Origin of the sequence: Paraburkholderia fungorum (genome assembly GCF_046026025.1) — a bacterium.
GTDB lineage: Bacteria > Pseudomonadota > Gammaproteobacteria > Burkholderiales > Burkholderiaceae > Paraburkholderia > Paraburkholderia fungorum_E.
The window spans coordinates 32,451-58,788 of the sequence record NZ_JAQQFL010000015.1 but is presented as its reverse complement, the minus strand read 5'-3'; the positions used below and the strand labels follow the sequence as shown (position 1 = coordinate 58,788).

General features: G+C 61.1%; 24 protein-coding genes. 12 read left to right on the top strand and 12 right to left on the bottom strand.

The window, feature by feature from the left end:
* Positions 1–13 precede the first annotated feature (13 nt).
* The 4 genes from PQR67_RS17980 to PQR67_RS17965 all read right to left on the bottom strand — a co-directional run bounded on the left by PQR67_RS17980 (position 14) and on the right by PQR67_RS17965 (position 4,022).
* Positions 14–955, bottom strand: coding sequence for an ABC transporter substrate-binding protein (locus PQR67_RS17980; protein WP_408462160.1), 942 nt, complete (start codon positions 953–955; stop codon positions 14–16).
* A 44-nt stretch (positions 956–999) separates the two neighbouring features.
* Positions 1,000–1,551 carry a GNAT family N-acetyltransferase gene (locus PQR67_RS17975; RefSeq protein ID WP_408461870.1) on the bottom strand — a complete coding sequence of 184 codons (552 nt, stop codon included), beginning with the start codon at positions 1,549–1,551 and terminating at the stop codon, positions 1,000–1,002.
* 186 nt (positions 1,552–1,737) lie between these two features.
* Positions 1,738–2,763 (bottom strand): succinylglutamate desuccinylase/aspartoacylase family protein, encoded by a 1,026-nt coding sequence (locus tag PQR67_RS17970; RefSeq protein ID WP_408461868.1) that lies wholly within the window; start codon positions 2,761–2,763, stop codon positions 1,738–1,740.
* A 176-nt stretch (positions 2,764–2,939) separates the two neighbouring features.
* The gene (locus PQR67_RS17965; protein ID WP_408461865.1) at positions 2,940–4,022 is read right to left on the bottom strand and encodes a TauD/TfdA family dioxygenase; all 1,083 of its coding nucleotides are present in this window, start codon (positions 4,020–4,022) and stop codon (positions 2,940–2,942) included.
* A gap of 318 nt (positions 4,023–4,340) precedes the next feature.
* Between PQR67_RS17965 and PQR67_RS17960 the strand changes: the two genes are divergently transcribed.
* Genes PQR67_RS17960 through PQR67_RS17935 form a run of 6 tightly spaced genes read left to right on the top strand, consistent with a single transcriptional unit; the run spans position 4,341 to position 10,957 of the window.
* Entirely contained in the window at positions 4,341–5,750 is a 1,410-nt protein-coding gene (locus PQR67_RS17960; RefSeq protein WP_408461862.1) for an MFS transporter, read from the top strand.
* Positions 5,747–6,952 carry an ATP-grasp domain-containing protein gene (locus tag PQR67_RS17955; RefSeq protein ID WP_408461860.1) on the top strand — a complete coding sequence of 402 codons (1,206 nt, stop codon included), beginning with the start codon at positions 5,747–5,749 and terminating at the stop codon, positions 6,950–6,952. Before PQR67_RS17960 ends, PQR67_RS17955 begins: the two co-directional genes overlap by 4 nt.
* A complete protein-coding gene (locus tag PQR67_RS17950) occupies positions 6,949–8,214 on the top strand; it encodes an ATP-grasp domain-containing protein (RefSeq protein WP_408461857.1) in 1,266 nt (421 codons plus the stop codon). The genes PQR67_RS17955 and PQR67_RS17950 overlap by 4 nt, the downstream gene beginning before the upstream one ends.
* Before the next feature lie 57 nt (positions 8,215–8,271).
* Positions 8,272–9,300, top strand: coding sequence for an ABC transporter substrate-binding protein (locus PQR67_RS17945; RefSeq protein WP_408461854.1), 1,029 nt, complete (start codon positions 8,272–8,274; stop codon positions 9,298–9,300).
* Positions 9,297–10,157, top strand: a complete 861-nt coding sequence (locus PQR67_RS17940; RefSeq protein ID WP_408461851.1) for an ABC transporter permease subunit — start codon at positions 9,297–9,299, stop codon at positions 10,155–10,157. Before PQR67_RS17945 ends, PQR67_RS17940 begins: the two co-directional genes overlap by 4 nt.
* Complete coding sequence (locus PQR67_RS17935) at positions 10,130–10,957, top strand: ABC transporter ATP-binding protein (protein WP_408461849.1); 828 nt, start codon at positions 10,130–10,132, stop codon at positions 10,955–10,957. Before PQR67_RS17940 ends, PQR67_RS17935 begins: the two co-directional genes overlap by 28 nt.
* A 54-nt stretch (positions 10,958–11,011) precedes the next feature.
* Here the strand turns inward: PQR67_RS17935 and PQR67_RS17930 are convergent, their stop codons facing one another.
* Positions 11,012–11,902 (bottom strand): LysR family transcriptional regulator, encoded by an 891-nt coding sequence (locus tag PQR67_RS17930; RefSeq protein ID WP_408461846.1) that lies wholly within the window; start codon positions 11,900–11,902, stop codon positions 11,012–11,014.
* 95 nt (positions 11,903–11,997) lie between these two features.
* On the opposite strand from PQR67_RS17930, the gene PQR67_RS17925 reads away from it, so the two are divergent.
* The gene (locus tag PQR67_RS17925) at positions 11,998–12,951 is read left to right on the top strand and encodes a hypothetical protein (protein ID WP_408461843.1); all 954 of its coding nucleotides are present in this window, start codon (positions 11,998–12,000) and stop codon (positions 12,949–12,951) included.
* Positions 12,952–12,980: 29 nt separating this feature from the next.
* Positions 12,981–14,657: a M14 family metallopeptidase gene (locus PQR67_RS17920; RefSeq protein WP_408461841.1), complete on the top strand. Its 1,677-nt coding sequence runs from the start codon at positions 12,981–12,983 to the stop codon at positions 14,655–14,657.
* Positions 14,658–14,790: 133 nt separating this feature from the next.
* Here PQR67_RS17920 and PQR67_RS17915 read toward each other — a convergent pair whose 3' ends face one another.
* Genes PQR67_RS17915 through metC form a run of 4 tightly spaced genes read right to left on the bottom strand, consistent with a single transcriptional unit; the run spans position 14,791 to position 18,254 of the window.
* Positions 14,791–15,561 carry an amino acid ABC transporter ATP-binding protein gene (locus PQR67_RS17915; protein ID WP_408461839.1) on the bottom strand — a complete coding sequence of 257 codons (771 nt, stop codon included), beginning with the start codon at positions 15,559–15,561 and terminating at the stop codon, positions 14,791–14,793.
* Positions 15,558–16,208, bottom strand: coding sequence for an amino acid ABC transporter permease (locus PQR67_RS17910; RefSeq protein WP_408461836.1), 651 nt, complete (start codon positions 16,206–16,208; stop codon positions 15,558–15,560). Before PQR67_RS17910 ends, PQR67_RS17915 begins: the two co-directional genes overlap by 4 nt.
* Before the next feature lie 2 nt (positions 16,209–16,210).
* Positions 16,211–17,050 carry a transporter substrate-binding domain-containing protein gene (locus tag PQR67_RS17905; protein WP_408461833.1) on the bottom strand — a complete coding sequence of 280 codons (840 nt, stop codon included), beginning with the start codon at positions 17,048–17,050 and terminating at the stop codon, positions 16,211–16,213.
* A gap of 40 nt (positions 17,051–17,090) precedes the next feature.
* Positions 17,091–18,254, bottom strand: a complete 1,164-nt coding sequence (gene metC / locus PQR67_RS17900) for a cystathionine beta-lyase (protein ID WP_408462157.1) — start codon at positions 18,252–18,254, stop codon at positions 17,091–17,093.
* Between the two features lie 101 nt (positions 18,255–18,355).
* On the opposite strand from metC, the gene PQR67_RS17895 reads away from it, so the two are divergent.
* A complete protein-coding gene (locus tag PQR67_RS17895; protein WP_408461830.1) occupies positions 18,356–19,348 on the top strand; it encodes a LysR substrate-binding domain-containing protein in 993 nt (330 codons plus the stop codon).
* Positions 19,349–19,391: 43 nt separating this feature from the next.
* On the opposite strand, the gene PQR67_RS17890 is transcribed toward PQR67_RS17895, so the two are convergent.
* Positions 19,392–20,582: an NAD(P)/FAD-dependent oxidoreductase gene (locus tag PQR67_RS17890; RefSeq protein WP_408461827.1), complete on the bottom strand. Its 1,191-nt coding sequence runs from the start codon at positions 20,580–20,582 to the stop codon at positions 19,392–19,394.
* A 249-nt stretch (positions 20,583–20,831) separates the two neighbouring features.
* A complete protein-coding gene (locus PQR67_RS17885) occupies positions 20,832–22,049 on the bottom strand; it encodes an alpha/beta hydrolase family protein (protein WP_408461824.1) in 1,218 nt (405 codons plus the stop codon).
* A 340-nt stretch (positions 22,050–22,389) separates the two neighbouring features.
* Between PQR67_RS17885 and PQR67_RS17880 the strand changes: the two genes are divergently transcribed.
* Entirely contained in the window at positions 22,390–23,040 is a 651-nt protein-coding gene (locus tag PQR67_RS17880) for a helix-turn-helix domain-containing protein (protein ID WP_408461821.1), read from the top strand.
* Positions 23,041–23,174: 134 nt separating this feature from the next.
* Here PQR67_RS17880 and PQR67_RS17875 read toward each other — a convergent pair whose 3' ends face one another.
* Positions 23,175–24,404, bottom strand: coding sequence for a serine hydrolase domain-containing protein (locus tag PQR67_RS17875; RefSeq protein ID WP_408461818.1), 1,230 nt, complete (start codon positions 24,402–24,404; stop codon positions 23,175–23,177).
* A 211-nt stretch (positions 24,405–24,615) separates the two neighbouring features.
* Here PQR67_RS17875 and PQR67_RS17870 point away from each other — a divergent pair, with 211 nt between their 5' ends.
* Together PQR67_RS17870 and PQR67_RS17865 are read left to right on the top strand one after the other, a co-directional pair.
* Positions 24,616–25,533: a LysR family transcriptional regulator gene (locus tag PQR67_RS17870; RefSeq protein ID WP_408461816.1), complete on the top strand. Its 918-nt coding sequence runs from the start codon at positions 24,616–24,618 to the stop codon at positions 25,531–25,533.
* A 79-nt stretch (positions 25,534–25,612) separates the two neighbouring features.
* Complete coding sequence (locus tag PQR67_RS17865; protein ID WP_408461813.1) at positions 25,613–26,290, top strand: GntR family transcriptional regulator; 678 nt, start codon at positions 25,613–25,615, stop codon at positions 26,288–26,290.
* The last annotated feature ends 48 nt before the right edge of the window (positions 26,291–26,338 follow it).

The following is a 26,338-nucleotide window of genomic DNA, read 5'->3' as shown; positions in this document are numbered from 1 at the left end:
GCGCCGGCGCGCGTCACGAGTTCGGCAAACCCGGCGGATTGGTCGCCGCCTTCCCGATCGCCTCGGATTCCAGATGCCAGCGCGCGAGCACCGCACGATACTGTCCGTTCTGGATGAGGCCGTTCAGCGCGATGGTGAACGCATCGGCAAGACCGCTGCCCTTGCGCGACGTCACTGCAACCTCCGCCGTGCGCGGCCAGCCGCCGCTCAACGTGCCGACCTGGCGCGTCTTGCCTCGCCTCGCGGCATCGTAAGCAAGCATCGCGTTGACGCTGAAGATAGCGTCCGCCCGGCCCGACTGCAGCGCGACGGACTTCACCGCATCGTCGTCGTAGTACTGCACCGAAACCGGCTTGAGTCCATGCGCGACATTCTGCCGGTCCCACTCCAGCAGGATCTTTTCCTGATTGGTCCCGGCGTCGGTAATGATCCGCAGACCCGCGACGTCCTTCGGCTCCGTGATTTGCCTGATCGGACTGTCGCTTCTCACATAGAAGCCGAGTTGATCCTGCCGGTAAGTCGAGAAGTCGAACTTCGTCTTGCGCTGCTCCGTCACCGTGACGTTGGAAATCACCACGTCGACCTTGCCCGAAGCAAGCGCCAGCGGCCAGTCCGGCCAGGCAAGAATCACGAGATCGAGACGTTTGCCCAGACTGTCCGCGACCAGTTGAGCGAGATCCGGGTCGAATCCGACTACCGTCTTCGCATCGCTTGCGTAAGTGCTGATCGGCGGATGAGCAACGACGATGCCCACGGTCAATACATCCTTCCCGATGAAAGCGAAGTTCGACGGTATGGCCTTGATGGCCGCCGGGTCCTGCGTGCCGCGAATCCTGCTCTGTTGCGCCGGGCTCAGATCGAAGCCCGGGGCGGCTGCGAGGGTTGGAGCGATGCCGGCCACGAGGCCCGTCACGCTTGCCAATACAAGCGATGCAAGATGCGCGCGCAGTCTCATTGTCATGATCTCTTTGGGAATTGCGGGTGGGTTTGGCGATGGGTTTAACGGGTGGCGAGGTCGGATTCTTTCGCGCGAAGATCGTCGAGGGTATCGATCCGGCCTGGATCGAGGAGGTCCTTTCCGTAGCGCAAACGAACATGCACCTCGGGCGGCAACGATGTATCGAACAGGCTGGCGTAGCCGGCGTTCGAGTACAACGCCCACGCTTCGGGCTGCCGGAAACCTGTTGTCAGATAAACGCGGCCGTAGCCCTGAGCGAGCGCGCGCTGTTCGAGCTCATCCACGACGCGGCGCGCGAGGCCCTGCCGGCGCACATCGTCGCGCGTCCAGACACGCTTGAGTTCGGCGGTGCGAGCGTCGTAGCGCTTGAACGCACCGCCACCAATCGCTTCGCCGTCCCGCAGCAGCAAAATGAATGCGCCTTCCGGCGGCGCAAATGCCTGTGCGGGGTAGCGCGCCATTTCCTGCGCGGCCGACTCGCCGTTATCCTTGTAAAACGATGCATAGCGCGTAGCGTACTCACGCTGCAAAGCGTTCAGCAAAGGCCCTGCGAGTGGATCAAGCGTCGTGGTATCGACAACACTAAAGCTCATGATGATCAACCGGCTGACCAGCGTGTATTCAGGAGTTCATACGATAGCGCGCGGTCGCCCGACGACTAAACAAGCAATTGGTATATGAATATGGCGTGGCCGTGGCGAACGCTTTTTCGTTATCCGTTCGACTGTTCGTGCAGTTCTTTGCGCTACTGGCGCGCCGCATCTGTCAATAGAACATCGTCACCGCACAAGCGCCGCGGAGAACGACGCGTCATCTTCGGCGAGATGAAACAGACAATCGCCTCTTCGAACCAGCGCGGGCACCCGCTTGCAGACCACTTCTCCATCGCTGTCGAAATGGCGCACCACCGGTTCGCGCCATGGCGCATCGGGGAAATGAATTCGCGCAGCGGGTTGCCCCTGAGTCACGTGCTCACCCAGTTCGACAAGCGGCTCATAGACGCCGCTGTCGTAGGCATAGACATAGTGGCGCGCGCCATCGACCCGTCTGAAACGCGGGCTCGCAGGTGGCGATTCCGGCACGAGCGGCCCATGCAACACGCCAACGTGCGCGAGAAAATGCAGCAACCCTTGTCGCGCCTCGCGAATCAACGCCGGGTTGACGGTTCCCGCACCACCCAGTTCAGTCGTGATGGATACCGCGCCTTGACGACGTGCCGCTGCCGCCGCGTGCACAGGCGTCTCGCGATGAATGAATGCGTTCGGCAAGCCGAATGCATTCAGTAAATCCACCAGCCGCGTTTTCTCGGCTTCGTCGCGCGGCTCGATCGCGAGCATGTTGTTGCCTTGATAGAGCAGTGAGCTCCCGCCGGAATGTAGATCGACCAGGTAGTCGGCACGCGCGAGCAGTTCGTGCTCGATATAGTGCGCAATGATCTGCGTGGGCGTACCGCGCGGGTCGCCGGGAAACGCGCGGTTGAGGTTGCCGTCGTCGATCGGAGAGGTCCGCAGCCCCTGTTCCACCGCGGGCGCATTGGCGGCCGGCAGCACGATGATTTGCCCTGTTACATCGGCCAGGCCGATCTCGCGCGTGAGTTGCGAGGCGAGAATCTGCCCCTCGAACTCGTCACCGTGATTACCTGCCATGACGAGCACGACAGGCCCGCTTCCATTTCGTATCGACACAGCCGGGATAGGCAGCCAGCCGTAGGCGGAACGATGCACTGAGTGCGGAAGACGCAGATAGCCGGTATGCCGCCCCGGCGCGTCGAAGTCGATTTCGCTGACGATCGGATTCAAACGCATATGGCAGGTCCTATGATAGTGCGGGCAATCAGGATCTTACGCGCAAGCCTGGAAATGCCGCCGCCTGACGATTGTCGCTTGTCGCTTGTCGCTCCCGATTCGAAACACGCCCGCGCTTTGCCATACGCTCCCGTGCCGCACACCCGATGCGCGGCACGGTCCGTCACAAACCCGCATCAGGCCGCTGCGGCCACTACTTCACGCCGTGGCGTCACAGCCGATACCGGCGCGACCGACAGGTTCTTCGGATCGAACACCCGATCGTGCACACGCGTGAACGATCGGAAATTCCACAGGCTGCGCGCGACGAACACCCGCTGCACCCAGCGATGCGCGCGACCGTTGTCGTCGTATTGCGGCGTAAAGCGGTCGCGCGAATGCAAGGTGAAACTGTTGTTGATCAGCACCAGCTTCCCCGGCGTCACCTGTACGCCAAACGACACCTGCCGGATCGCCTGATACAGATTGTCCAGTGCCAGCTTGGCCCGCGCATTGGCGGCAAGCACCATGTCAGGATAGAACGCCACCGTCACCCGGGGCGACTCCACCGGTCCGGACAGCACCGCGCTGAGATCGGTGTTATCGCGAGGCGTGGGCGTCGCACCGCGCCAACGATACGGAACACGGATGATGTAGTGCCGCCCGTACAGATACTCGATGTCTTCGTCCGACAGCAAAGCAAGGGCGCGCCTGGCGTCGGCGAGCCGGGTATGCGGGCCACCACTGGGCTCACTTCGTATGCCGAGCAGCAACAGCGCGAATGGCGACGTGTCGCCCTCAGGCATATGCGCCTGTGCCGCATTCTCGATATGGAAATCGAGTTCGACCTCTGAACCCAGGCCGGTATATTCGAGCGCCGTCTCCTTATGCGGTGTGAGGTTGTTCACCAACTCACGTCCTTCATGCGCGATCGAGTACGGCTCACCCGCCAGCGCACCCAGTGCCACGAGCACATTCTCGCTCAACACCCCGCCCTTGAAAGAGTGGCCGGTTTCAGTGAACTGCGGACTGCCATGTACATCCGTATCGATTGGCAGGTTGTCGATCTCGATCGAGCCGTTCGCCGTCGCCGCAGGCAACTTGGTTCGTTCGATCGCCGCCAGCACCCGGTCGGGAAACGCTGCGTACGCGGCGCGCCGTACCGCACTGACATACTCGGCGCCGCCTGTTGGATCGTATGGCAGCAACGACAAGGTGCTGCGGATATGACCGGCTTCAGCCGGCGTCAGGACAATTCGTTCGTCTGCAAAATGGGCCATGGTGTTCTCTCAGATAGTCATCGACATAGGCGACGTTCATGCTTGTCATATTGCACGGCAACAAAATCTCGGTGCACGCATAGCCTAGGAGCCGATCAAAACAAATCAAAACGATAAAAAGTCAAATCTAAACAAAATAATTGCATATATCGGTCCTCTTCTTTTAGCGCGTTTCCGTTGCAGCAGGAAAATCGATTACACGCAGTTTCATGTACGATGCTTTGCCATTTTTTCTTGTTTTAAAATCACGTCTTATCATTTGTCTTGGTCTAACTTCGTCGCTACGCTCTGTCCTCACCACCGAACGACGGAGCCTGCATGACCTCTACAGCAGATCGACATCTGGAGCGCCGACTGCCGCCGCCGGGCTCCGCTGCCGCTCCGGCCGCGGTTTCGCCGCGCATCTTTCCGACTGTCGCCGCTGCAAGCGTCGGTTTTGCAATCGTTCAACTCGACGTAACCGTAGTGAACGTCGCCATTCCGAGTCTGGGAAACTCTTTCGGGTCGTCAGTGCATGGACTGCAATGGGTGGTGGACGCCTATACGTTGTCGTTCGCCGCCCTGTTGCTCACTTCGGGCACGCTCTCCGATCGGCTGGGCAGCAAGCGGCTTTTCAGTTATGGCCTCGGCCTGTTCCTTGTCGCGTCGCTCGGATGCGCGCTTGCGCCCACGCTGTTCGCCCTGGTGGCCGCGCGCGTCGCCCAGGGCGTCGGCGCGGCGCTGATACTGCCCACTTCGCTGTCCTTGATCACCCACGCGTGCGCGGGTCATGCCCCTTCCCGTGTCAAGGCGGTGGCATGGTGGAGTGCGACCGGTGGCCTGATCAGCGCAGCCGGCCCTACGCTCGGCGGCTTTCTTATCGACATTTCCGGCTGGCGCACGATCTTCCTGATCAACGGACCTATCTGCCTGCTGGCGCTCTGGTTGACGCGTCGCTACGTACGCGAATCGGCGCGCGCGGAGCGTCGCCCGCTCGATCTTGCTGGGCAGGTCGTCGCTATCGTGACGCTCGGGGTACTGACTGCGTCGATCATCGGCGGCGGGGCCAGAGGCTGGAGCGACCCGTGGGTGCAAAGCGGCGTTGCGCTGGCGGCGCTGTTCGGTGCGATCTTCGTGGCCATCGAGCGACGCAGCGCCGCCCCCATGCTGCCGCTCGCTTTCTTTCGCATCCCCGGTGTTTCGCGCAATGTCGTGGTCGGGACGCTTTCGAATCTCGCCTTCTATGGCCTGATCTTTGCACTCAGCATCCACTTCCAGCGGGCCCGCGGATATTCCGCGACGCAGGCCGGCATGGCGCTGTTTCCGCTGACGATCATCATGCTGGCCAACATTGGCAGCGCGCGGCTCTCGGTGCGTTTTGGTTTCCGGACCACGATTGCGGCAGGTCTCGCCCTATCGGCTCTCGGCTACTTCTGGCTGGGATGGCTGGTCGATCACGCACCTTACGTATGGCTCATTCCTGGCCTCGCACTGATGGCGATAGGCGGTGGTATTTCCACCCCTGCGTTGACCGCTTCGCTGCTCGGCGAGGTCGAAGCCAGTTCTTCAGGAACTGCGTCGGCCATCTTCAATACCGGCAGGCAGATCGGCGCGGCAATCGGTGTCGCGCTGCTTGGGGCGCTAGTGAGCGGCGCCGTTCATACGATTCCGGCGGGCGTCGCCCATGCTTTCCTGGTCTCGACCGCCGTTCTGGTGCTGTGCCTATCTTTGATCCTTTTCCAGAAATGAGCACACTCACGTTATCCGAATCCGGGGCGCCCGTTAGTCCCGCCGTTAGTCCTACCGCCCAGGCCGTGACGGGTGTCGAAGCGCTGCTGATCGTGGGCACGCTAAGAACGGGCACGAGTCTCGCGCTCGTCGACGCGGCGCTCAAACGGGGACTGACGGTGACGATCATCACCGCTCCGGACGATGTAGCGCGGGATATTTTTCCATCCGAAGTCAGGATCGTGCCTCTCGAGCCGGACGCCCCAACCGTACTGGCCTGGATCGAAACACACTGCACGCTCGATGGGCTTCGAATCACGACGACCAACGAACGGTATGCGAGGCTGGCCGCGCATCTTGCGACAACACTCGATCTGGCCGGCCCCGACGAAGCCCTGGTCTCACGTTACATTGAAAAATCGAACCAGAAGCAACTCTTCAGCGACGCGGGCGTCGACACCCCTCCGGCACAACGCTGGCGCGTGGGCACGTTCAAAGAGCATGTGCGCTTGTCCGGCACGGATCTGCAATTTCCGCTGGTGATCAAACCGGTTGAAGGCCTGTCGAGCTATGGCGTTGCCCTTTGCAGCAATCTGGCCGAACTGGAGCAAACACTGGTGGCCCAAAGCTCGGGCACAAGCGACGCTCAAGCCATCCTGGTCGAGCAATACATCGCGGGTCCGGAGTACTGCGTCGAATTTTTCGACGGCCAGTATGTTGGCGCGATGCTCAAACGCAAAGCCAAAGGCAACCAGTTTATCGAGCGTGGTTATTCGTCGGATCTCGATCTGGATGACAGCGTCCTGGCCACGCTGATCAGCGCGTGCAAGCGTGCCGTGCAGGCCTCCGGGCTTATTTGGGGTCCCGTGCATATCGACTGCATTGTGAGCGGCGGGAAACCACACCTTGTCGAGGTGAACGCCCGTATCGCCGGCAGCTTCATCTGCACGATTGTCAGGGACGCCTATGGTTTTGACATCGTCGGCGCGCTGCTCGACAAGCTTGACGGCAAGCCGGTGCAGGTTCCGGATACGTTCCGGCCACATCGCTACGCGTGCGTCGAGTTCTTCCTGGATGACGACCCGCCGTTGTGGAACTTCACACAAGGCGGCCGTGTTCACAGCGACTGGCTAACCATCAGCTACGGTCCTCAGGTCATTCCCGCGCGTGAACGCCGCGCGTTTCTCTACACGACCAACCATCCCCCCTCGAGGCATTCATGACGCACAACTTCATCGACACCGTGCTGATCGTCGACGGCGCATCGACGGCCGCCTATCTCGCACCGGCCTTCCGGTCGTACGGCATACGCTGCGCTCATGTGATCAGCAGCCCCGATCTGCCCGCGCTGTACAGGAGCCAGTTCGTCTCATCCGACTACGTGCGCGAAGTGACACACGACGGCGATATCGAACGCACGCTTGCACAACTACGCGATCTGAATATCGGTGCGGTGTTGCATGGCCTCGATGCGGCGCTCGAACTCGCCGACACGCTGGCCGAGCGCCTCGGCGTAGCCAATCGCAATCCGCTGGAATCATCCGCGGCGCGCCGCGACAAGGTGTTGATGAATGAACGCGTGCTGCGCGCGGGGCTGAAGGCGCCGGGCCACTTCAGTTCGCAGTCGGCCGACGAAATCGTCGCCTGGGCACGCGCGCTCGGCACGCTGCCGGTGGTCGTCAAACCCTCGCGCAGCGCCGGCGTGACCGGCGTCAAGGTCTGCCGCAGTCTCGGTCAGGTAGAAGCCGCAGCCCGCGACGTCCTCGCCACCCAGTCAATCTACGGCCAACCCAACGAGGAAGTCATCGTGCAGACGTACTCCGAAGGTCAGGAGTACATCGTGGACTCCGTATCGTTCGACGGGCACCACCGCGTGGTCAGCCTTTGGGAGGTACATCGGGAGCGCAGCCACGCACCGCGTCTGGACAAGATGGTGGTCGTCGACCATACGGAGCCTCGCTATCGTGCCGTGCTCGACTATGCACAGAAGGTGCTGGACGCGCTCGACGTGCACTACGGCCCGACACACCTCGAGATCATCGACACGGCCGAAGGTCCGACCATTGTCGAATTGAACGCAAGACTGCACGGCAGCCTCGACCCGCGTCTGACCACGGCGGTCAGCGGCGAGAGTCACGTGTCGGCGGCCGTCGAAACCGTACTCACGCCCGAGCGATTCTTCGACAAACTCAACCGGCAACCGGTTTTCAACGGCTTTTGCGGCCATGTCCTTCTGCTGTCCTCCCGAACCGGGCGACTCCGCAAGGACTTTTCGTGGGATGCGATCCAGGCATTGCCTTCTTTTGTCGGCCTCAAGCAATGGGCGAAAACCGGCGACCCGCTTAGCGTGACGACCGATCTGCGCACCGCGCTCGGTACGGTCGGGCTTTATAGCAAGACATTCGACGCGTTGCTCGACGACTGCAGACAGATTCGCGACATCGAAGAGCAGTTCTTCTCGGATGCCGAAGCCGTTGTTCAGTGATGAACCGCCAACCCGCGTCGCGCATGGACGCGTTTTCATGTAGCAACGAGTAAAACAATGACCGTCAAGAACACCTTGCGCCGAGCGTTCGTGCTCGGCGGACTCAGCGCCAGCGCGCTTGCGCTGACGCCCTTGCAACGCGCAATCGCGGCGGGTGCGGACCTCTCCGGCATTACGCTGACCGTCGGCTCGACCAGCAAGGTCGGCCTGCATCGCGAACTGGTCGCATCCGGCGAGGATCGCCAGACACCCTACACGATCAAGTGGGCCGACTTCGATTCGACAATCGTTCTCCTGGAAGCGCTGCGCACGGCTCGCGTCGATATCGCCCAGGGCGGCGAGACCGGCGTGCTGTTTGCCCTCGGCAACGGCTCGCGCATCAGTATTCTCGCGGCGTGGCAGGAAACGCGCCAGGGCGGCAGCGCGATTCTCGTGAAGAACAACTCGCCGATCCGCACGATCGCCGACCTGCGCAATCGCAAGATTGCACTGCCGTACTACTCGAAACAGCACTATCAGCTTGCCCGCGCACTGGAGCAGGCCGGTATCCCATTCGATCGCAACAACGTGCTGTCGCTGAACACCACTGACGGCCTGTCCGCGCTCGTCAACAATCAGGTGGACGCGTTTGTTGTGTGGGACCCGAATACCGCCATTGCGCAAACGCAGCACGACGCACGCATTCTCGTCGCGCTGAAAAACGTCGTGGAAGTGCCGGGCATTGTCTACGCGCCGACCTCAGCCGTAGAAGATCCGCTTCGCCGGCTCGCGCTGGAAGACATGACACGAAGAATCATTCGCGCCAAGCACCGCGTGCTACAGAACCCCGACAAATGGGCGACCGATATCTCCGAGCTCGCGCACATCCCGCTAGCGGCGGCGCAGCTGCAGGTGAGCCGGACCTACGCACGCTATGAGCCGGCCAATTCGCCACAGAACATCGAAAGCTGGCAAAGAGAAATTGCTTACTTCTACAAGACCGGCCAGATCCGCGAGGACTATCGCATCGCCGACCATATCGCGCCCGGCTTCGGCGAAATCGTCAACGACGAGAATGCAAAGCTCGCCGGGCGGACGCGAACATGACCGGCAACGCGGTGTCCGCCAAGACCTGGAGCGAAACCGGAAACGCACCCGCCGGCCTGCAGCGCATTGTTCCGACCGCGCGACGCCGGCGCCTCGCCCTGCCGCGTCCGATCCGCAAGCTCGCCGGCCTCGTGCTGCTCATTACGCTGTGGATCGTTGCCACCTCGCGCGGCTGGATCGCCTTTCAGTTGCTGCCCGCGCCATGGGACATCTGGCACGCGTTCACCGAACTGCTGATGAAAGGCGAACTCGCCCAGGCGTTGCTGCTCTCACTAAGACGCGTGGCAATCGGCTTCGTGATCGGTTTTAGCGCGGGACTGCTGCTCGCGATTCCGGCAGGCTTGCTGCGCATCGGCGAAGACCTGATCGACGCACCGGTGCAAATGGTGCGGACCATGCCGTGGGCGGGTCTCGTACCGCTCCTGCTGATCTGGTTCGGTATCGACGAAGAACCGAAGATCGCGCTGGTGGCGCTGGCCGTCGTGTTCCCGATCTACTTCAACCTGTTCGCGGGCATTCGCAATGTCGATCAGGGGCTGGTGGAAGCGGCGCAAACGCTCGGCTTTAGCCGCCGCGAACTGATCATGCATGTGGTGCTGCCGGGCGCGTTGCCTACCGCACTGGTCGGGCTGCGCTACGCGCTCGGCTCCGCGTGGCTCGCGCTCGTCTTCGCGGAACAGGTGAACAGCCAGGGTGGCTTGGGCTATCTCGTCACCTTCGCGCGCGAGATCTACCGCACCGACATTATCGTCGTGTGCCTCGTCATCTATGCGCTGCTGGGCCTTGCGGCGGACTTCAGCGTGCGCTTACTGGAAAAAGGACTACTTTCGTGGCGACCGGCGTTTCAAGCCCGCTAAGGGCAACTGCTTCCGGAACTCATCGGGACGGAACGGCTTCGAGCGAAGCCGTCGACAACAACTTCGCGGTGCAGGTGCACGGCTTGTTCAAGCACTTCGGTGACCGGTGCGTGATCGACGGACTCTCGCTCGAGATCCGCAGCGGTGAATTCGTTGCGCTGCTCGGCCCAAGCGGATGCGGGAAAAGTACGCTCCTGCGCGTGCTGGCCGGGCTCGATCATGAGATCGAAGGCGCTGTATGGGTCTCGCCACGGCGCGGCGTCGCCTTTCAGGCGCCTCGTTTGCTGCCGTGGCGGCGCGTGTGGAAAAACATTGTGCTAGGTCTCTCAGGCGATCGCAGCCGCGCCCGCGCGCAGGCGGCGCTCCGCGAAGTCGGCCTGGCGCATCGCGCCGATGCGTGGCCCAAGGACCTTTCAGGCGGTGAGGCGCAGCGTGCGGCGCTGGCACGTGTACTCGCACGCAATCCCGATCTGCTGCTACTCGATGAACCCTTCGCCGCGCTGGATGCACTGACGCGCCTGAACGCGCAAAACCTGGTTGCGCAACTATGGGAGCGGCATCGTCAGGCGATCCTGCTCGTCACGCATGACGTGGGTGAAGCGTTGCTCCTGGCGGACCGGATCCTTGTCATGCAGGAAGGCAGGATCGCGCTGGAACTGCCAATCGACCTTCCACGTCCGCGCGACACCGACAGCGCCGCCTTCATTCGCACGAAGGGCGTGCTGCTCGCGCATCTCGGTGTGGCGCCGAACGGCACACGGCTGGTACCGGACGACGTGCCGGCGAAGGTCGCCGCCTAGCGTGCCATTACGGCGTGTTTGCTGAGCAACGGACAACGAGCCGGCGCGCGGCGTTCAGGCAATGGATGCTTCGACGCCAGGCCTGGCCGCGCTCGTCCGACGCCTTAACACCGTGCGCAGCACGTCGACCTCAGGCATTCCGCTGTCATCCGATGTCACGAGATACGTGGTTACGCGCTTCAGATCGTCGAAAGCGTGCGCACGCAATTCTTTACGGCGGACATGTTCGGCGCAAAGTGTCTTCGGCAATACCGCGAGACCCATCCCTGCCGCCGCGCAACTCAGAATCGCACCGAAGGTGCCGAACGAGGTCGTTTCCTCGATCTCCAGCCCCTGGCTACGCAACCAGTTTTCCGCAATCGCGCGGTAAGGGCAGCCTTCGTGAAACGACAATAGCCTGACCCTGCCGCCCGCGAAAAGCGTCTTGCGCGTGATGTCATACGCGCTCACCAGAACCAGTTCCTCAGCGAACACGGGCTCATAAGTGAGCCCCGCGCGCGGTTTGGTGCGGGCTGTCAGGGCCGCGTCGAGCCGCCCTTCGACCAACGCGTCGAGCAGCGCCGGCTCAGCGCCGACCTGCACCGACACGGCGAGGTCGGCATGCTCCCGTTTGAGCAACGCGAACACGCCGGGCAAGCGTGTCGCTGCCGTGCTCTCCATCGACCCGAGCCTTAACGTACGCGCGACAGGCGTCTGGCAAACCGCGTGCTGCGCTTCTTCTACGAGTCTCAGTATCTGGTCGCTGAACGGCACCAGGCGGCGCCCAGCCTCATTGAGGACGAGGCGCTTGCCGTGCCGGTCGAACACATCGACACCCAGCGACTCCTCGAGTTGCCGGATCCGCGCCGTCACGTTCGATTGTGTGCAGCCTAGCCGTTCCGCCGCGCGCAGCGCACTGCCTTCCTGAAGCACCGCACGAAACGTTTGCAACAGTGGAATATTCATATTCCCCATCCTTGTTAGTCAATCAGATAATATCATTTATCCTTGTCATAAATGCTCGCATACGTCACCCCTACCCCATTACGTGAAGCGACCCAATGCGCACGCTCCTCGCAGCATTAAGCCGCCGCGGCCCCAGCGTACTCGCTGGAGGCATCGCACTCGGACTCGCGGTCCCGCCACTCGCGTATGCCGCGCGGCCGTTGATGCCGGTCACCGTGTTCCTGTTCGTGCTCGGCACCTTGCTGCGCGTCGATCCCGCGAGTGTCGTGAAAGTCGCGCGCCGGCCGGCCGTGTTGCTCGCATTGCCGGTGGCGGCAATGATCGTGATTCCGCTCCTCGTCGGCTACGCGAGCGTCGCGCTGGCACTTCCCCCCACGTGGAGCTTTGCGCTGGTGCTCGCCTTCAGCGCGCCGCCCTCAAGCGGCACGTCGGCGATCGCGCGCATGCTCGGGTTCGACGCCCCCGTCGCGCTGGTGGCTACGCTAGCCGCCATGGTGCTTGCCCCGCTGACGGCTCCGCTGCTCGCGCAGTGGTTCAGCCACGGCCTACCGGTCACGATCAGCGCCAGCAGCCTTGCAATCCGCCTCGCGGCCCTGATTGCCAGTGCGGAAGGCGTTGCAATCGTTGTGCGCAAGCTGGCCGGCAAGCGGCTCGACAACTACACCGGTTCCATCGATGCAGCCGTGCTTGTCGCACTGCTCGTTTTCGCACTGGGCACGATGGCAGGCATGCAACAGCTACTACTCGACGACCCACGCTCCGTGCTCCTCGCAATGGCCCTGGCGTTCGCCGCAAACGTCGGCGTGCAGTGTCTTACGTTTCTTGCGTGTCCCGGCACGGTGCGCACCCGCTTCAACGTCGCCCTGCTTCTCGGCAATCGCAACGTGGGTTTGCTTTGGGCGGCACTGGGCGTGGCGACGACACCGACCATGGCGCTGTTCTTTTCCTGCGCGCAGCTACCTATCTACACCTTGCCTCGTGTGATTCAGTTCCTGTTGCCGCACGTCGAATCGCTGGGACGCCAATGGCGCGCACGTGGACCGCTGTAGCGCGCCCTCACCCTTTCGCCCCTCTCATCATGACCCGACTGCTCTCCGTCAATATTCCCCGCACCTTGACTCAGCTCGTTGAACGCTTCACCGCGCAGCCCGTCACGCGCGTTGAAGCCTGGTTGTTCGAAGCCGAGGCCACTCGCCGCGCGGCCGAGCGCACACTGGCCAAGGCCGGGATACGAGCGCATTTCCACAGCGCCTATAAGCCGCTTCTGCATTTCTTTCTCGAGGACTACGACACCAGTCGTGCGCATGACATCGAGATTCAGACACCCGCGGGCCACGGACCACGCTTCCGGCTGGAAGCTTACCCGCTTGCAGGCCTGCTCGCGCCCGTCAAAGTGAATTTCAGCGAGGGCAGCGATCCGTCGCACCATGTCGTCGTGATCGACGGTGAAGTCAGACGCATCCATACGCCCAACGACGCGAAGCACAGCCCATGCGGCTGGCTGCGGGTGTGGGACGGCGACACGCTTGCCGAAGACGCGCCGTTGAAGACCGAGCACGAATCTGCCTACGAGGCGGTGCTCGACGCGGTCGCGAGACATCCGTGGCCAGACCACACACCGCTATTCGACGAGCTTCGCATCACGATCGCAACGACCGGGATCGAGCGCCCACTGGATGTCGGACTCGAACATGTCAGCACCTTCGAAGGGCTGCATGAAGACGTGTACTACGGCGTGCTCGAGTGGTTCCAGCAACGCGCCGGCGCGCCGACGGGCGATCGCACGCTCCAGCCTGGGCAGATCGTCCCTGAGATCGCGCCCACCGAAGGCGACACCCGTGTCGACGTTACGCTGGTCGAAGCGGTCCGCGACGACCCGCCGGCCGACACGCGCTATGTACTGGACACGGTGGCGCATCCGCTCGCGCCATCCGATGTCGAGGCCGAACTCGCCAGGCTCGCAGGCGTGCGCTTCGGCACAAGCTCTTATCAGGGGCGGCCCGTTGGCGGCGTGTACGTGAGCGGCAGCTTACCGGGCCTCGCCATCACAGCAGGGCAGCATGCGAACGAGAGTTCCGGGATTGTGGGAGCACTGCGCGCCGCCCACGCACTGAACGACATTCCGCACGCACACTACGCGCTGGTACCGCTCGAAAATCCGGACGGTGCGGCGCTTCACCACCGCTTGCGCATCACGCATCCGACGCACATTGCGCACGCAGCCCGCTATACCGCGCAAGGCGACGATCTGGAGGTGCGCACCGCACCGCCATTCGGTGAAAAAGCCGCGCGTCTCGAGGCAATCGAGCGCACGGGCGCACGCCTGCACCTCAGTCTGCATGGCTATCCGGCGCACGAATGGACGCGGCCGCGGGCCGGTTACGTACCCAAGGGCAGCGAGCAGTGGACGATCCCCAAGGGCTTCTTCCTGATCTTGCGCCACCACCCCGGCCGGAACGGACTGCCGTTCCTGAGCGCACTGACGGCGGAGTTGTCGCAGTCGGCCGAACTCGCGGAATTCAACGCAAGACAGGCCGCGCTGTGGAGCGCTCATGTCGGCGAGTTGCCGTTCGCGCCGATCAACGGCATTCCCTGTCTGATCTACGAAGACGAGCGCTCGAATGTGCCCTTCACACTCGTCACTGAATTTCCCGACGAAACGATTTTCGGCGCAGCGTTCCAGTTGGCCCACACAACTCAGACGCGCACGGTGATCGCTGCCGCGAAGCTGTACTGGAGCGGTCTGTTGCAGTGACCCGGAGGACGGACGCAGGCGCCGCCCGCGTCTGTCCGGCTCGAGCGGCGCGGGAGCGAACCAGACGATGGATGCGCTAGCCACCCGGCAGTACGCCGGGACGATGCGTCACAGCGTACTCAAGACTCAAGGCTCAGGTCTCGATCAGATGGAGGAACTGCCTGACGCGCGCACTGCTGCCCTCACCAAAGAAGGCCTGCGGTGTCGTGTCTTCAGCAACCACGCCGCCGTCCATGAAAACCACCCGATCCGCAACATCTCGTGCAAACCGCACTTCGTGCGTGACGATCAGCATGGTCATACCCTGTTTGGCGACGTCGCGCATGACGGTCAGGACATCCTCTCGCAGCGCCGGATCGAGAGCGGAGGTCGGCTCGTCGAAGAATATGACCTCCGGCTCCATCGCAAGCGCCCGCGCGATCGCCACGCGCTGCTTCTGACCACCGGACAGCCGTCCGGGATACTCGTTGGCTTTCGCGGCCAGCCCAACCTGAGTCAGCAGACGCATTGCGCGCTCCGACGCTTGGGCGCGAGGGATGCCCTTCACGCTGACCGGACCTTCCATCACGTTTTCCAGTGCCGTCCTGTGCGGAAAGAGATTGAAGGACTGGAACACCATTGCCGTGCGCTGCCGGATTGCGCGGATTTTCTTCTGTTGCTCGCGCGACGGTTTCGGTGAACCGTTACATTCAACGTCAATACCACACACCGTCACCGTGCCGGCATCCGGCATTTCGAGGAAATTCAGTGAGCGCAGCAGCGTGGTCTTGCCCGATCCCGAGGGCCCCATCACAACGACAACTTCGCCTTTCGATACGCTGAAATCGACGCCGCGCAACACCGGGTTGTCGCCGAAAGTCTTTGAGAGACTTCGGACTTCAATCGTACTGCTATCCGTATTCATACAAAGCGCCTCGACAAGCGATTCTCGAGGACCGTCTGGACTATCGTGAGAATCTGGTTGATGCCCCAGTAGATAAGACCGACCATCAGGAACATTTCCATGTAGCGGAAGGTGGACGCACCCACCTGGTCGGCCACGCGGGTCAGTTCCACCACCGTGATGGTCGAGGCCAGGGACGTGTCTTTGATCAGTGCAATCATGCGGCTGCCAACAGGCGGAATCGCGATACGCAGACCCTGAGGGAGGATGACTCGCGACATGGCTTTCCAGTAACTCATGCCGAGCGACATCGCGGCTTCCCACTGGCCCTTGTCCACCGCGTTGATGCCGGCACGGAAGTTCTCGCTCAGGTACGCCGCCGAAAACAGCGTCAGCGCGAGGAGTGCCGCAGGAACCGGGTCAAGTGTGAGACCGTAACGGGGCAATCCGAAATAGATCAGCAGTATCTGTACGAGCAACGGCGTGCCACGAAAGATGGATACGTATGCGAATGCGAACACGCGCAATACGCCAATGCTCGAGATACGGGCCAGCGCGACGAGCAACCCCAGCGTCGAACCCAGCACGAACGACGATAACCCGAGGAAGAGTGTCATCAGCACCGCGCTCTTCAATAGCGGCAGCGAGCGGATGAAAAGTTCGATCATGACTACTCCTTCTGCGCCTTGGCTTTGGCGATCGTGCCGACCATATCGTAATCGCGCCCAACCCACTTCTTCGCAATGGCCTGAATCGTCCCGTCAGCCATCATGTCGGCGACCGCCTTGTTGACCGCTGCGCGCAGGGCCGGCTGGCCTTTCGCCATAGCCGGCGCCGACAACTGATAGATCAAGGGTTCGCCCACTTCCTTCACGGGCAAGTGGTTGACGTTGGCGTACTTCATGCCGCCGAAGTGAGAAATAATCACCGCGTCGATACGCCCACTGCCGAGATCGTTGAAGACAAGTCCCCCGTTGTCGTATGAGCGGATATCGGAATCCTTAAGGTGTGCCAATGCCCATGTTTCATTGCTGGAGCCCGTGGCCACGCCTACTCGCTTGCCTTTAAGGGTGTCTTGGCCCTTGATATCCGTATTGCCGGCAGATACGAAAATGCGGAAGTCCTCCACGCCGTATGGATCGCCGAAATCAACCTGTTGTTCGCGTGCGGGCGTCGGTGTGAGATCGTTCATCACGAGGTCGTACTTGCCCGTCTTCAACCCTTCCACGAAGTTCTTGAACGAATCGGCGATGAACACGACGTTCGGCACACCAATACGCTTGCCGACTTCCCTGGCAATGGCGACGTCATAGCCGGCAGGCTTATTGTTTTCGTCAAGCATGCTCCATGGCGGACTGCTCTGCGTGTTGGCCACACGCAGCGTACCGTTCGCCTTCGTCTGCGCAAGCAGGTCTGCTGCGCGCACAGTTGCGGGCGAGCTGAATGCCGCGCAAAGCGCGACGAAACTCACTAGCGTGACAGCGCGTCTCCATCCATTGATTGTTTTCATGTCGTACTCACTCATCCAGGTAAGTTGAATGGAAAAAATATTACGTAGCGGCCACGCGGGTTCGTTTGAATGCATCGAGGCCGGCGTTCAGATCTGCAAGTAGCATCGCCGGATCCTCCAGCCCGATCGAAAGACGCACGATGGGTTGATCGGTCAGCGGGAACGCGCGCTCGGCCTGCAACGGGGCCGGATAGTAGGCAGCGAGGCTATGCACGCCCCCCCAGCTCGCCCCAATGGCGAAATGCTGGAGCGCATCGAAGAAGGCGTTGAACGCAGCCTCTGGCGCGGGTTGAAGAATCAATGAGAAGAGACAGCCGCTGCTCGAAAAGTCCCGTTTCCAGATGGCGTGGCCCGGATCGGATTGCAGCGCCGGGAACAGCACCTTGCTCACTTCCGGGTGGCGTTCCAGCTCCCTCGCGATCTGCAGCGTCGCGGCACTCTGGGCGGCGAAACGGACTTTCAGGGTTTCCAGACCGCGCATCACGAGGAAACAGTCGTCGGGACTCGTCTGCTGGCCGAGAATGCTCTGCGTCTCGCGCACGGTCGCGTAGTAACCCGCGTCGTTCATGCTGATACAGCCCACCAGCAGATCTGAATGTCCTCCGAAAAATTTCGTGGCCGCTTCGATGCTGAAGTCCACACCGTGTTCGAGCGGCCTGAAGGCGAGCGGACTTCCCCAGGTGTTGTCCATCATCGTCATTACGCCGTGACGTTTCGCGACTTCGACGATTGCCGGGATGTCGGGCATCTCCATCGTCACCGTGCCCGGCGACTCCAGGCAGATCATGCGGGTATTGGGCTTGATGCGCGTCTCTATCTCGGCCCCGATTGCCGGCGGATACAGTTCGACCTCCACGTTGAAGTGCGCCAGCCAGTTGTGCGCGAACGTCTTTAGCGCGCCGTAGCAGGCGGCGGACACGAGCAGGTGATCGCCGCCCCGCACGAAACCCATGACGGTCGTCATCAGCGCGGACTGACCGGAAGGCGTCACCACGCAATGCGCACCGCCTTCGAGTTCGGCGATGCGATGTTCCAATTGGCGAGCCGTGGGTGTGCCCGTGATGCCATAGCTGTAACCGTCCGGTTGCCGCTCCTTGCGGCGCGTGAATTCGGCGAGAGAATCGAATACGACGGTGGATGCCCGCATGACGGCGGGCGAGAGGCTGCGAAACGGCTGCGGCACTTTCTGGGTAGTACTTGTCATCATGCTCTCGGTGGTTGCCTGGTGGTGAATCGATGAGCACAGTTTACTTTCGTCCTGGATTCCATCAACATCGGAAATAATTAGGTCAATAAGTCCAGGTTATGAGAATTCGCGATATCGAGGTATTCCGGGCGGTCATGAATGCGGGAAGTACGAGCAAAGCGGCGACCCTGCTCGGCATTTCGCAACCGGCGGTGAGCCAGTCCATCAGGCGCCTGGAAACCATGGCGGACTTCGCGCTGTTCGAGCGGGTACGCAGCAGGCTCGTTCCCACCCAGGAAGCCGTCGCCCTGATGCGAGAGGTAGACCAGTATTTCCGCGGATTCGAGGTCATCGAACATCGAATTCGCAGTTTGCGATCCTACGGATTGGGGCGGATGGCGATTGCCTGTCTGCCGGCGCTGGGCACCGGTTTTCTGCCTCGCGTCATCGCGGCGTTCGATGCGCCTTCCAGGAACGTGCAAATATCGTTACAGGTAATGAGCTCGCGCGAAGTGCATGAGAAGGTCTCGGCGGGCCAGGTGGATTTCGGGCTGATGTCAGACGAAATGTCGATGGCGGGCCTTGAACACTCGGAATTCGTGCGTATGCCGGGGGTGGCCGTGATGAACCGGCATCACCCTTTGGCCGCGCGTCCCTTCATCGCAGTCGCGGATTTGCCAGCATTTCCCTTCATCGCGTTGAATCCCGAAGACAGCACCCGGCTTCGCCTGGAAACACAGCTCACGGCGCGCGAAATCCGTCTCAAGCCGGTCGTAGAGACGCCGTATTCACATACGGTATGCGAACTGGCGCTCGCGGGAGTCGGCATAGGCATCGCTCATCCGATCGTGACGCTGGACTTCGCGCAACGCGGCCTCGTCGTGAAGCCGATTGACGTCGAAGCCATGTTCTCCGGCGTACTCGTGTTTCGCCCAGGTACACCACTCACGGAAACCGCGCGGCAGTTCATGCGGCACATGAGAATGCAGCTAGATCGTGACCAGAAAGCGCTCAAACTGGCGTTAAACGCTACGGCGCAAGAGGCAGACGAAGCCACCGCTCGCAAGCGCAGTCGCCGTCCGGCGGGTGGGCGTGTTGCAAGGAGTCGTTAGGTTGGGCGAACACAACATCCTTCCCCGTGCATCCCCATTTCGCTTACTGTTCTGCCGGATAATGGATGCTCGAGATCGGCGAGAAACTCTTGGGATCGCGGTTGATCAAGCGCTCGGGCGAATAGTCGTCGAGCAAGCCGTCTCTGCGTTGATGGACCAGCTCCTCCGCAACCAGCCGCCCAAGCAAGGGGCCGAGTGTCATGCCACTGTGAGTAGCGACAACGTACGCGCGTTGTTGCTTCGTTACGAAGCCCACGGCGGGGAGTCCGTCGGCAGGACGTGAACGTTGACCGACCGACAACCGCTCGATCCGCGCATGATCCGTGTTGCCAAACAGACGACGCAAACGCGTCAGCATCTCCTGCCCAATGAATCCATCCACCGCGGCCTGATAAGCCGGGTCGGCTCGATCGTCCAGGTCAGGGGCTTGCAGTAGCAAGCGCCCACCGCCGTCGGGACGCACGTTCATATCCGGACTGATGAGATTGGCGCGTAGCTGAACGAATTGAGGATCGGTGGAAGCAAGGAAACCGCATGCACGCTTGTCGGGCCGGTTGGCATCGATCATGGCCAACGACACGCCCAGGCTCGAGATAAGTTCGGGCGTCCAACGTCCAGTTGCAAGGACGCAATAGTCGCCCTGCCAGCGCTCGTTAGTCGATAGCTGAAGCGTTACGCCGTCCGGCGTTTCCGCGATATCAGCCACGCCAATTTGCTCGCGCAAAACTGCGCCACCGCTTTGCGCCTCTGACCAGAGGCGCGCCATCAATACCGACGGAGAGACCAATGCTTCCGTTGGAAAATGCCAGATATCCCCGCTACGTGGATCGATGCGTAACTCAGGGACGCGTTGCTGCAAGGCGACGTGCGAGACTTCCTGTACTGGGTAGCCCAAGGATTTCAGTGATTGCACGCGAGCGTTAAGCCGCTCTTGTTGAGCCGGACGAACCGCCCATTCAAAGGTGCCGCACACATCCAGCCAACGGGCTTCAGTGGGGTTGCCGTTTTGCAGCGTTACGTGTTCCGCCATGCCTGCGCAATTAAGCGCGTGGTAACTTTCGGGGTTCTTTCCGTTCGAGTTAATCCACGCGAAGGTCGTGCTGCTTGTACCGGAACCCAGATGCGAGCGCTCGAAGATCGACACTTGCGCACCAAGCAAAGCGAGCGAACGCGCCACCGACAAGCCGATGACACCCGCCCCTATCACGGCAATACGGGGAGATCTTTGGTTCATGGAATTTCCGCAGAGAATAATGAATCAGCAAGGTACGGTGAACTGAACGTGCGGCAGTCCCACCGGTCGCGTGACGAGTGGCAAAGATGTACTCGCCGAATGTGAGCGAACAGCCGTTATTCTTGCTCAATTCGTAGCGAGTGAACAGCGATGATTACTCATGCGACTCCTGTTCGGTTTCCTCTGACTTCCGCGGACTTTCCGGCAACACCGGGCACGCAATACACAGCGTGCCGGCGTCAATTCACTTCAGGCCAACGCCTGCACACGCGATCGCACGGCGCCCTGATCGATGCCCAATTGCGTCGCGAGCCAGTCGCAGATGAATTCCTGCCCCAGAGTCGGATTGTCGACCTGGCAATGCGCGGCCCCTGTCTCGTCCGGGTCGAATAGTTTGAGTTCCGCTTTCACGCCGTGCGCCTTTGCATAATCGTAGGTGTCGGTCGCCGTCCTCAGACCGAGCCAGTCCTCCGTGCCCTGCAACACCAGATAGGGCACGGTGATTTTGTCGATTACGCCCTCGAGGCTGAACCCCTTGGCCTTTTCGACCACGTCTTCCAGCGTGGCGCAGCCGAACACCCATTTCAGGTGTCCCCAGATCAGCTTGTTGGGCGCATCGAGCCACCCCGCGAACAACGAGGACATGTCGAACATGACCGAGTCGGAAACCACCGCGACGATGCGCTTTTCAAACGAAGCCGCACGCGCGGCGTAGACCCCGCCGACGCTCGCGCCATACAAACCGATCTTCTTGGGATCGACGTCGGCGCGCGTCAGCAGGTAGTCGACGCAGGCGCCTACCGGCACCTCGGTATCGGGGCGATTGGCGATCTTCTGCCGGCGTAAGGTGGCGCCCTGCCCCGGCAGATCCACCAGTAGCAAAGACATACCACGCGTCAGTGCGTGCTTCGGCATTTCATGGAGAAGCTCGTCCTTGTACTCGTCAAGGCCGCCGAACGCGATCACGACTGGCGAGCGCACTTCTTTCCCGGCACACGGAATGAAATAGGCGTCGAGATGTGCACCATTTTCGTACGGAATTCTAATGATCTCGCCTGCTGGCGTCAGCCCAGCGAGATAGCGATGCGAGCAACGCTCGACGCTGTTGAATGTATCCAAACGCCTGAGATCGTCGTGCCCGAGATAGAACTCGGACGAACGATAATAATTTGCCGCGCGCAGCCAGTTGCTGCTGGCGGTCCGGAAACAGGCCCGTTCGAACGCATCAACTGCGCGCCGCTCACTGGTTTGCGCCAGTGCCTGCCATTCGCGGTACCAACTCTCGGTGTCGCCGGGAGTCATGCACGAGGCGGCGAAGAAACACTCGCTGATCAGGCTGGCCCCTTCCTGCGCACCACCTAGCGTGCGCGCGAATTGAAAGCTCAGTTCCGGCTCACCTGGCCATTGCACCCAACCTTCCTTCTGATATCGCCCTTGTGAAGTCACCTTTGTATCCACGATTTCCACTCCTAAAATTTACATATATGTAAAAACAGGGTCGTGCACCAACCGTGCCGAGCTCACGCCGGCACGAACAATTGGGCTTCGCCTCGCGATGCTCGAGGTGTGGCGAAGCTGTACATCAAGCGCGACCTGCCAACTGGCACGCGAGTCAACTCAACCCCGCAAACCACTTTAATCAATTTGCGATGGCCCGGCAAACTAAATTTGCCGTTTTTCTTGCAAGCTCATGTTTTAAATGATATTTTTCTGTACATATATGTAAAAATCAGGTTGACACCAAGGTGGCTTCCGTTGCACAGCCGTCGCGCCGCCATCTACCAAAGACACGTTCTCAGGACTATTCATGACGCAGAAATCCCGCACTGAATCCATTCTCTCGGCCCTGCCGGCTCCGTCGAAGAAGAGATCTGCTGCGCGCATTCCCGCCGAAGAACTCGGTCGGCGCCTGAGAGCGCTCAGAAAATCACGGGAACTCTCGCTTACCGACGCGAGCCGTCTGACCGGCGTCCCGGAGGCAACGCTGTCGCGCATCGAGACCAACAAGATGTCGCCCACCTTCGGCATGCTGTACAAGATCGTCGAGGGCCTGGGTTTCAAATGGCAGGACATTCTCACCACCTCGCCTCGAGCGCCTTCGGCAATCAGCATTTCCCGCCTCGACAGCACCGCCACTACCCGTCTCGCCGACATACCGTATGGCTACTCCGTCCTGCATCAGAGAAACGCCAGCGGCATTGTTAGCCTGCTTCTGCGCGTATATGCCACCGACCTCGGCGATGCAGGCGGACTCGCGGGTCATGAAGGAACGGAGTTTTGCTACGTGCTCAAAGGCGTCCTTGAATTGCATGTGAAGGACAAGGAGCCGGTTACGCTTTCCTGCGGAGAAAGCGCCCTGTTCGACAGTTCCACGCCTCACGCGTACGTCACCCCGCTGCCTGACGTGACCGAAGTTCTTCTGGTGCTGACGACTCAGGACGCCACCGTCAAATTCTGACCCTACCCGGTAGATTCACGCTGTTTCGACCCGTGCGCCGTCGAGAAAGATGCGCCGCACCGCAGTGTGCGCGCGTGGTCAACTCAATAGTCGTTCTGGTTCATTGCGGCGATGTTGAAAGAAGAAACCCAGCCCTATTGGGCACCATAGACGGCCTTTCGCACGGCATCCGGGAAGTCTCCCACGGTTCCCGCCACGGCCGTGTTTGTCAGCACGACCACCGAGAGCTTCGCCGACGGGTCCACCCAGAAGTGAGTGCCGTACACGCCTCCCCATTGCCAGGTGCCAGCCGCGGACGGTGAGTGCGCGGCACCAGGGTCTTTCAATACCGCGACGCCCAGGCCCCAGCCAACGCCAGGACCTGCCAGCGGCACCGCAAGGTCGCCAATCGCATTGCTTGTCAGTGCGCGCGCAGTCTCCTTCTGCAACACCGGGGCGCCACCGTTGCGCAATGCTTCAAGCAGGATCAGGTAATCGCTTGCGGTGCCGGTCATGCCCGCGCCGCCGGATGGGAAGGCGTGCTTGTCGAATGCCCGTTCGGGCGCGTACACGATCGCGCTGCCGCCGAACGGCAAGGCGTAGCGCCTCGTCATCCGAACCGGTGGATTGCCGTCAGCGTACGGGGCAGCGACGCGGGAGGCGTCGGCGACTACAAATGCGGTGTCGTGCATTCCTAAAGGACCGGTGACCGTGCGACTGACAATCTCGGGCAGCGCCACACCGCCTGCCTTTTCTATGATCGCACCCAGTACATCAATGGAAAGCGAGTACTGCCATTGAGTGCCGGGTGCAGACAACAAAGGCGCTTTAGCGAGTCGGCGCAGGTTCGCGTCGAGCGATATGCCTGGATTGTCGAGCCCGTCCGATATGTGCAATTGATGGTAAGCGCCATTAGCCGGCTCAAGAAAACCATAATTCAGCCCCGACGTGTGCGTCATCAATTCACGCACGGTTATCACGGGCGACGTGCCGTCCGCCAATTCCGGCCTGAAATAGGGCAGGTAGCGAGTAACCGGATCGTCCAGCGACAACTTGCCGGCGTCCACGAGCGCCAGCGCGGTGACGGACACGATGAGCTTGGTCATCGATGCGAGCCGGAACTGCGTGTCCTCTCGCACAGGAATACCGGCCTCGCGGTTGGCGAGGCCCGCTGCACGTTGGTATGCCGGTTTGCCATTGCGCGCTACGAACACCACGGCGCCGACGATCTGTTGTTGGGCTATCGCCCGGTCTATTACCAGGTCTAGCCTGGCCCGCAGCGCCGGGTCACTATCGATGTCGGCGCTGGCGGCGTCAGGAAGCAAAGTCAGTGGTGAGAAAAGGCCTAGCCGGGCCAGAATGGAGACGAATGCTCTTCTCTTCATGTGAGGTTCTCTGTCTGGAATGGGTAGTGGCGTACGCGACCATCCGCGCACTATTCGCGCCTTTGCGTTGGCTTACTTTCTCGGTGGTGACGGAGGTCCCCCGTTCGAACGCAGTATTACGGGGTTCAGATTTTTATTAAATGAAAACGTGTAGACTTCAGAATTCCAGAATCTGGAATATGTCTGATGGTGAGCTTGCGCGAGAGGAGTAATGCTTAATCGTTTAGATATTCTTTACATCTTCTGTGCGGCGGCGGAAGCCCGGAATTTCAAAGAGGCTGCTGCGCGTATTGGTGTTTCGCCGCAGGCGGTCACGCGTGCGGTCAAGGAGCTTGAAAGCCAACTCGGTGAACTCCTTTTTCATCGGAGTACGCGCGGTAGCCGGGTCACCGAATTCGGAGAGCAACTCGCCGTCCGGGCTCGAACCCGGCTGCAGGGTATAGACGAGATATTTCGCAAACAGGATCGGGCCGCAGACAACGAATTGTCGGGACTGGTCCGCATCGCCGCACCTCAATCTCTCGGACAGCAGTACCTGCTCCCTCTGCTCAGGCCGTTGCAAATTCGGCACCCGGGTCTTCAACTGGAGCTGCGTCTGTCTGACGAACCGGCCGACGTCATCGACGAAAGGATTGACGTTGGCGTTCGCCACGGTTTCATGCGTGACAGCCGCTTTGTCGCCCGTCCGATTTGTCAGGTGCCGTTCTATATCGTCGGGTCGCCCGCACTTCTGGAAACACATGGTGAGCCACGGTCGCTAAGCGAATTGGCACAGTGCCCGACAACGGTCTCGCTCGATACGGGAACCGGAAAACCGTGGCCATGGTTTCTCGCGGAAGGTCAGCATTGGGTGCCACCCCGGCCCACGTTCGCAACGAATGATATTCGTGCCGAGTGCGACGCGATTCTCGCAGGTATGGGATTTGGGCAATTGGCGGGATATCTTGCGATTCCGCATTTGCGTGCCGCCCGACTTGTTCAGATACTGCCCGATATTTCCCCACCTCCTTGGGAAATATACGTCTACCGCCCGCAGAAGGGACCCGTGCCCGCGCGAGTCCGAATGGTATTCGACTGCCTGGTCTCAGGTTTGACCGATCTCGGGAGTCCCGCAGAGGACAACGCCTGAGGGAACGGTTCCGTCACAAAAACTGAAAAAGATCAAAAAACCCTTGCAGGACGGTTTTTGTCATGCTGGTATACCAGTCATGAACCAGACACAAACCAGTGAATCCGACGAGCCGTATGACCGCCTGCGCGCGTTGATCGTCGATGGCTCGCTCCGCCCCGGCGAAGCGCTTTCCGAACGCAGCCTCGCCGAACGGCTTCAGGTCGGCCGCACGCCGATTCGTGAGGCGGTTAAATGGCTCGCGCGCGACGGCCTGCTTGAAATCGTGCCGATGCGCGGTACGTTCGTGCGGGAGATGTCGGTCAGCGACCTGCGCGAAATTCATGAAATGCGGATTGCGCTGGAGGGCATGGCAGCGTTCCTCGCAGCCCGTCATGGCTCATGCGCTTCGCTTGATGACGCGGCCGTCCGATTGCAGGCGCTTGCAGCGGGAGTGGCGGCAGGAGAGACCCTCGACGTCGATGAAGCGCAAAACGTCGGATGGATGTTCCACGATGCCATGTTCGAATGTGCCGACAATCAACGTTTGCGGCAAACCTACCAGAACTTGCGTGCTCAAAGCGGGCTCGCTTTGCGGCGCGTCGAACGCTATAGCGTCGAACGGACAAAAGAGGCGGTGCTCGAACACCTTGAGATCTGCTCGGCCATCCAGGCCGGCGATGGTGAGCAGGCGCGCCGCCTCGTCTATGGGCACCTCGAGCGGGCCATGCAGATTCGCCTGAAGTTCCTTGCGCACCTGGGCGAAGAGCGGGCGTAACCCCTCTCGCACTCACTTAACACCTGCCGTCACGCTGTTCCGGGAGAA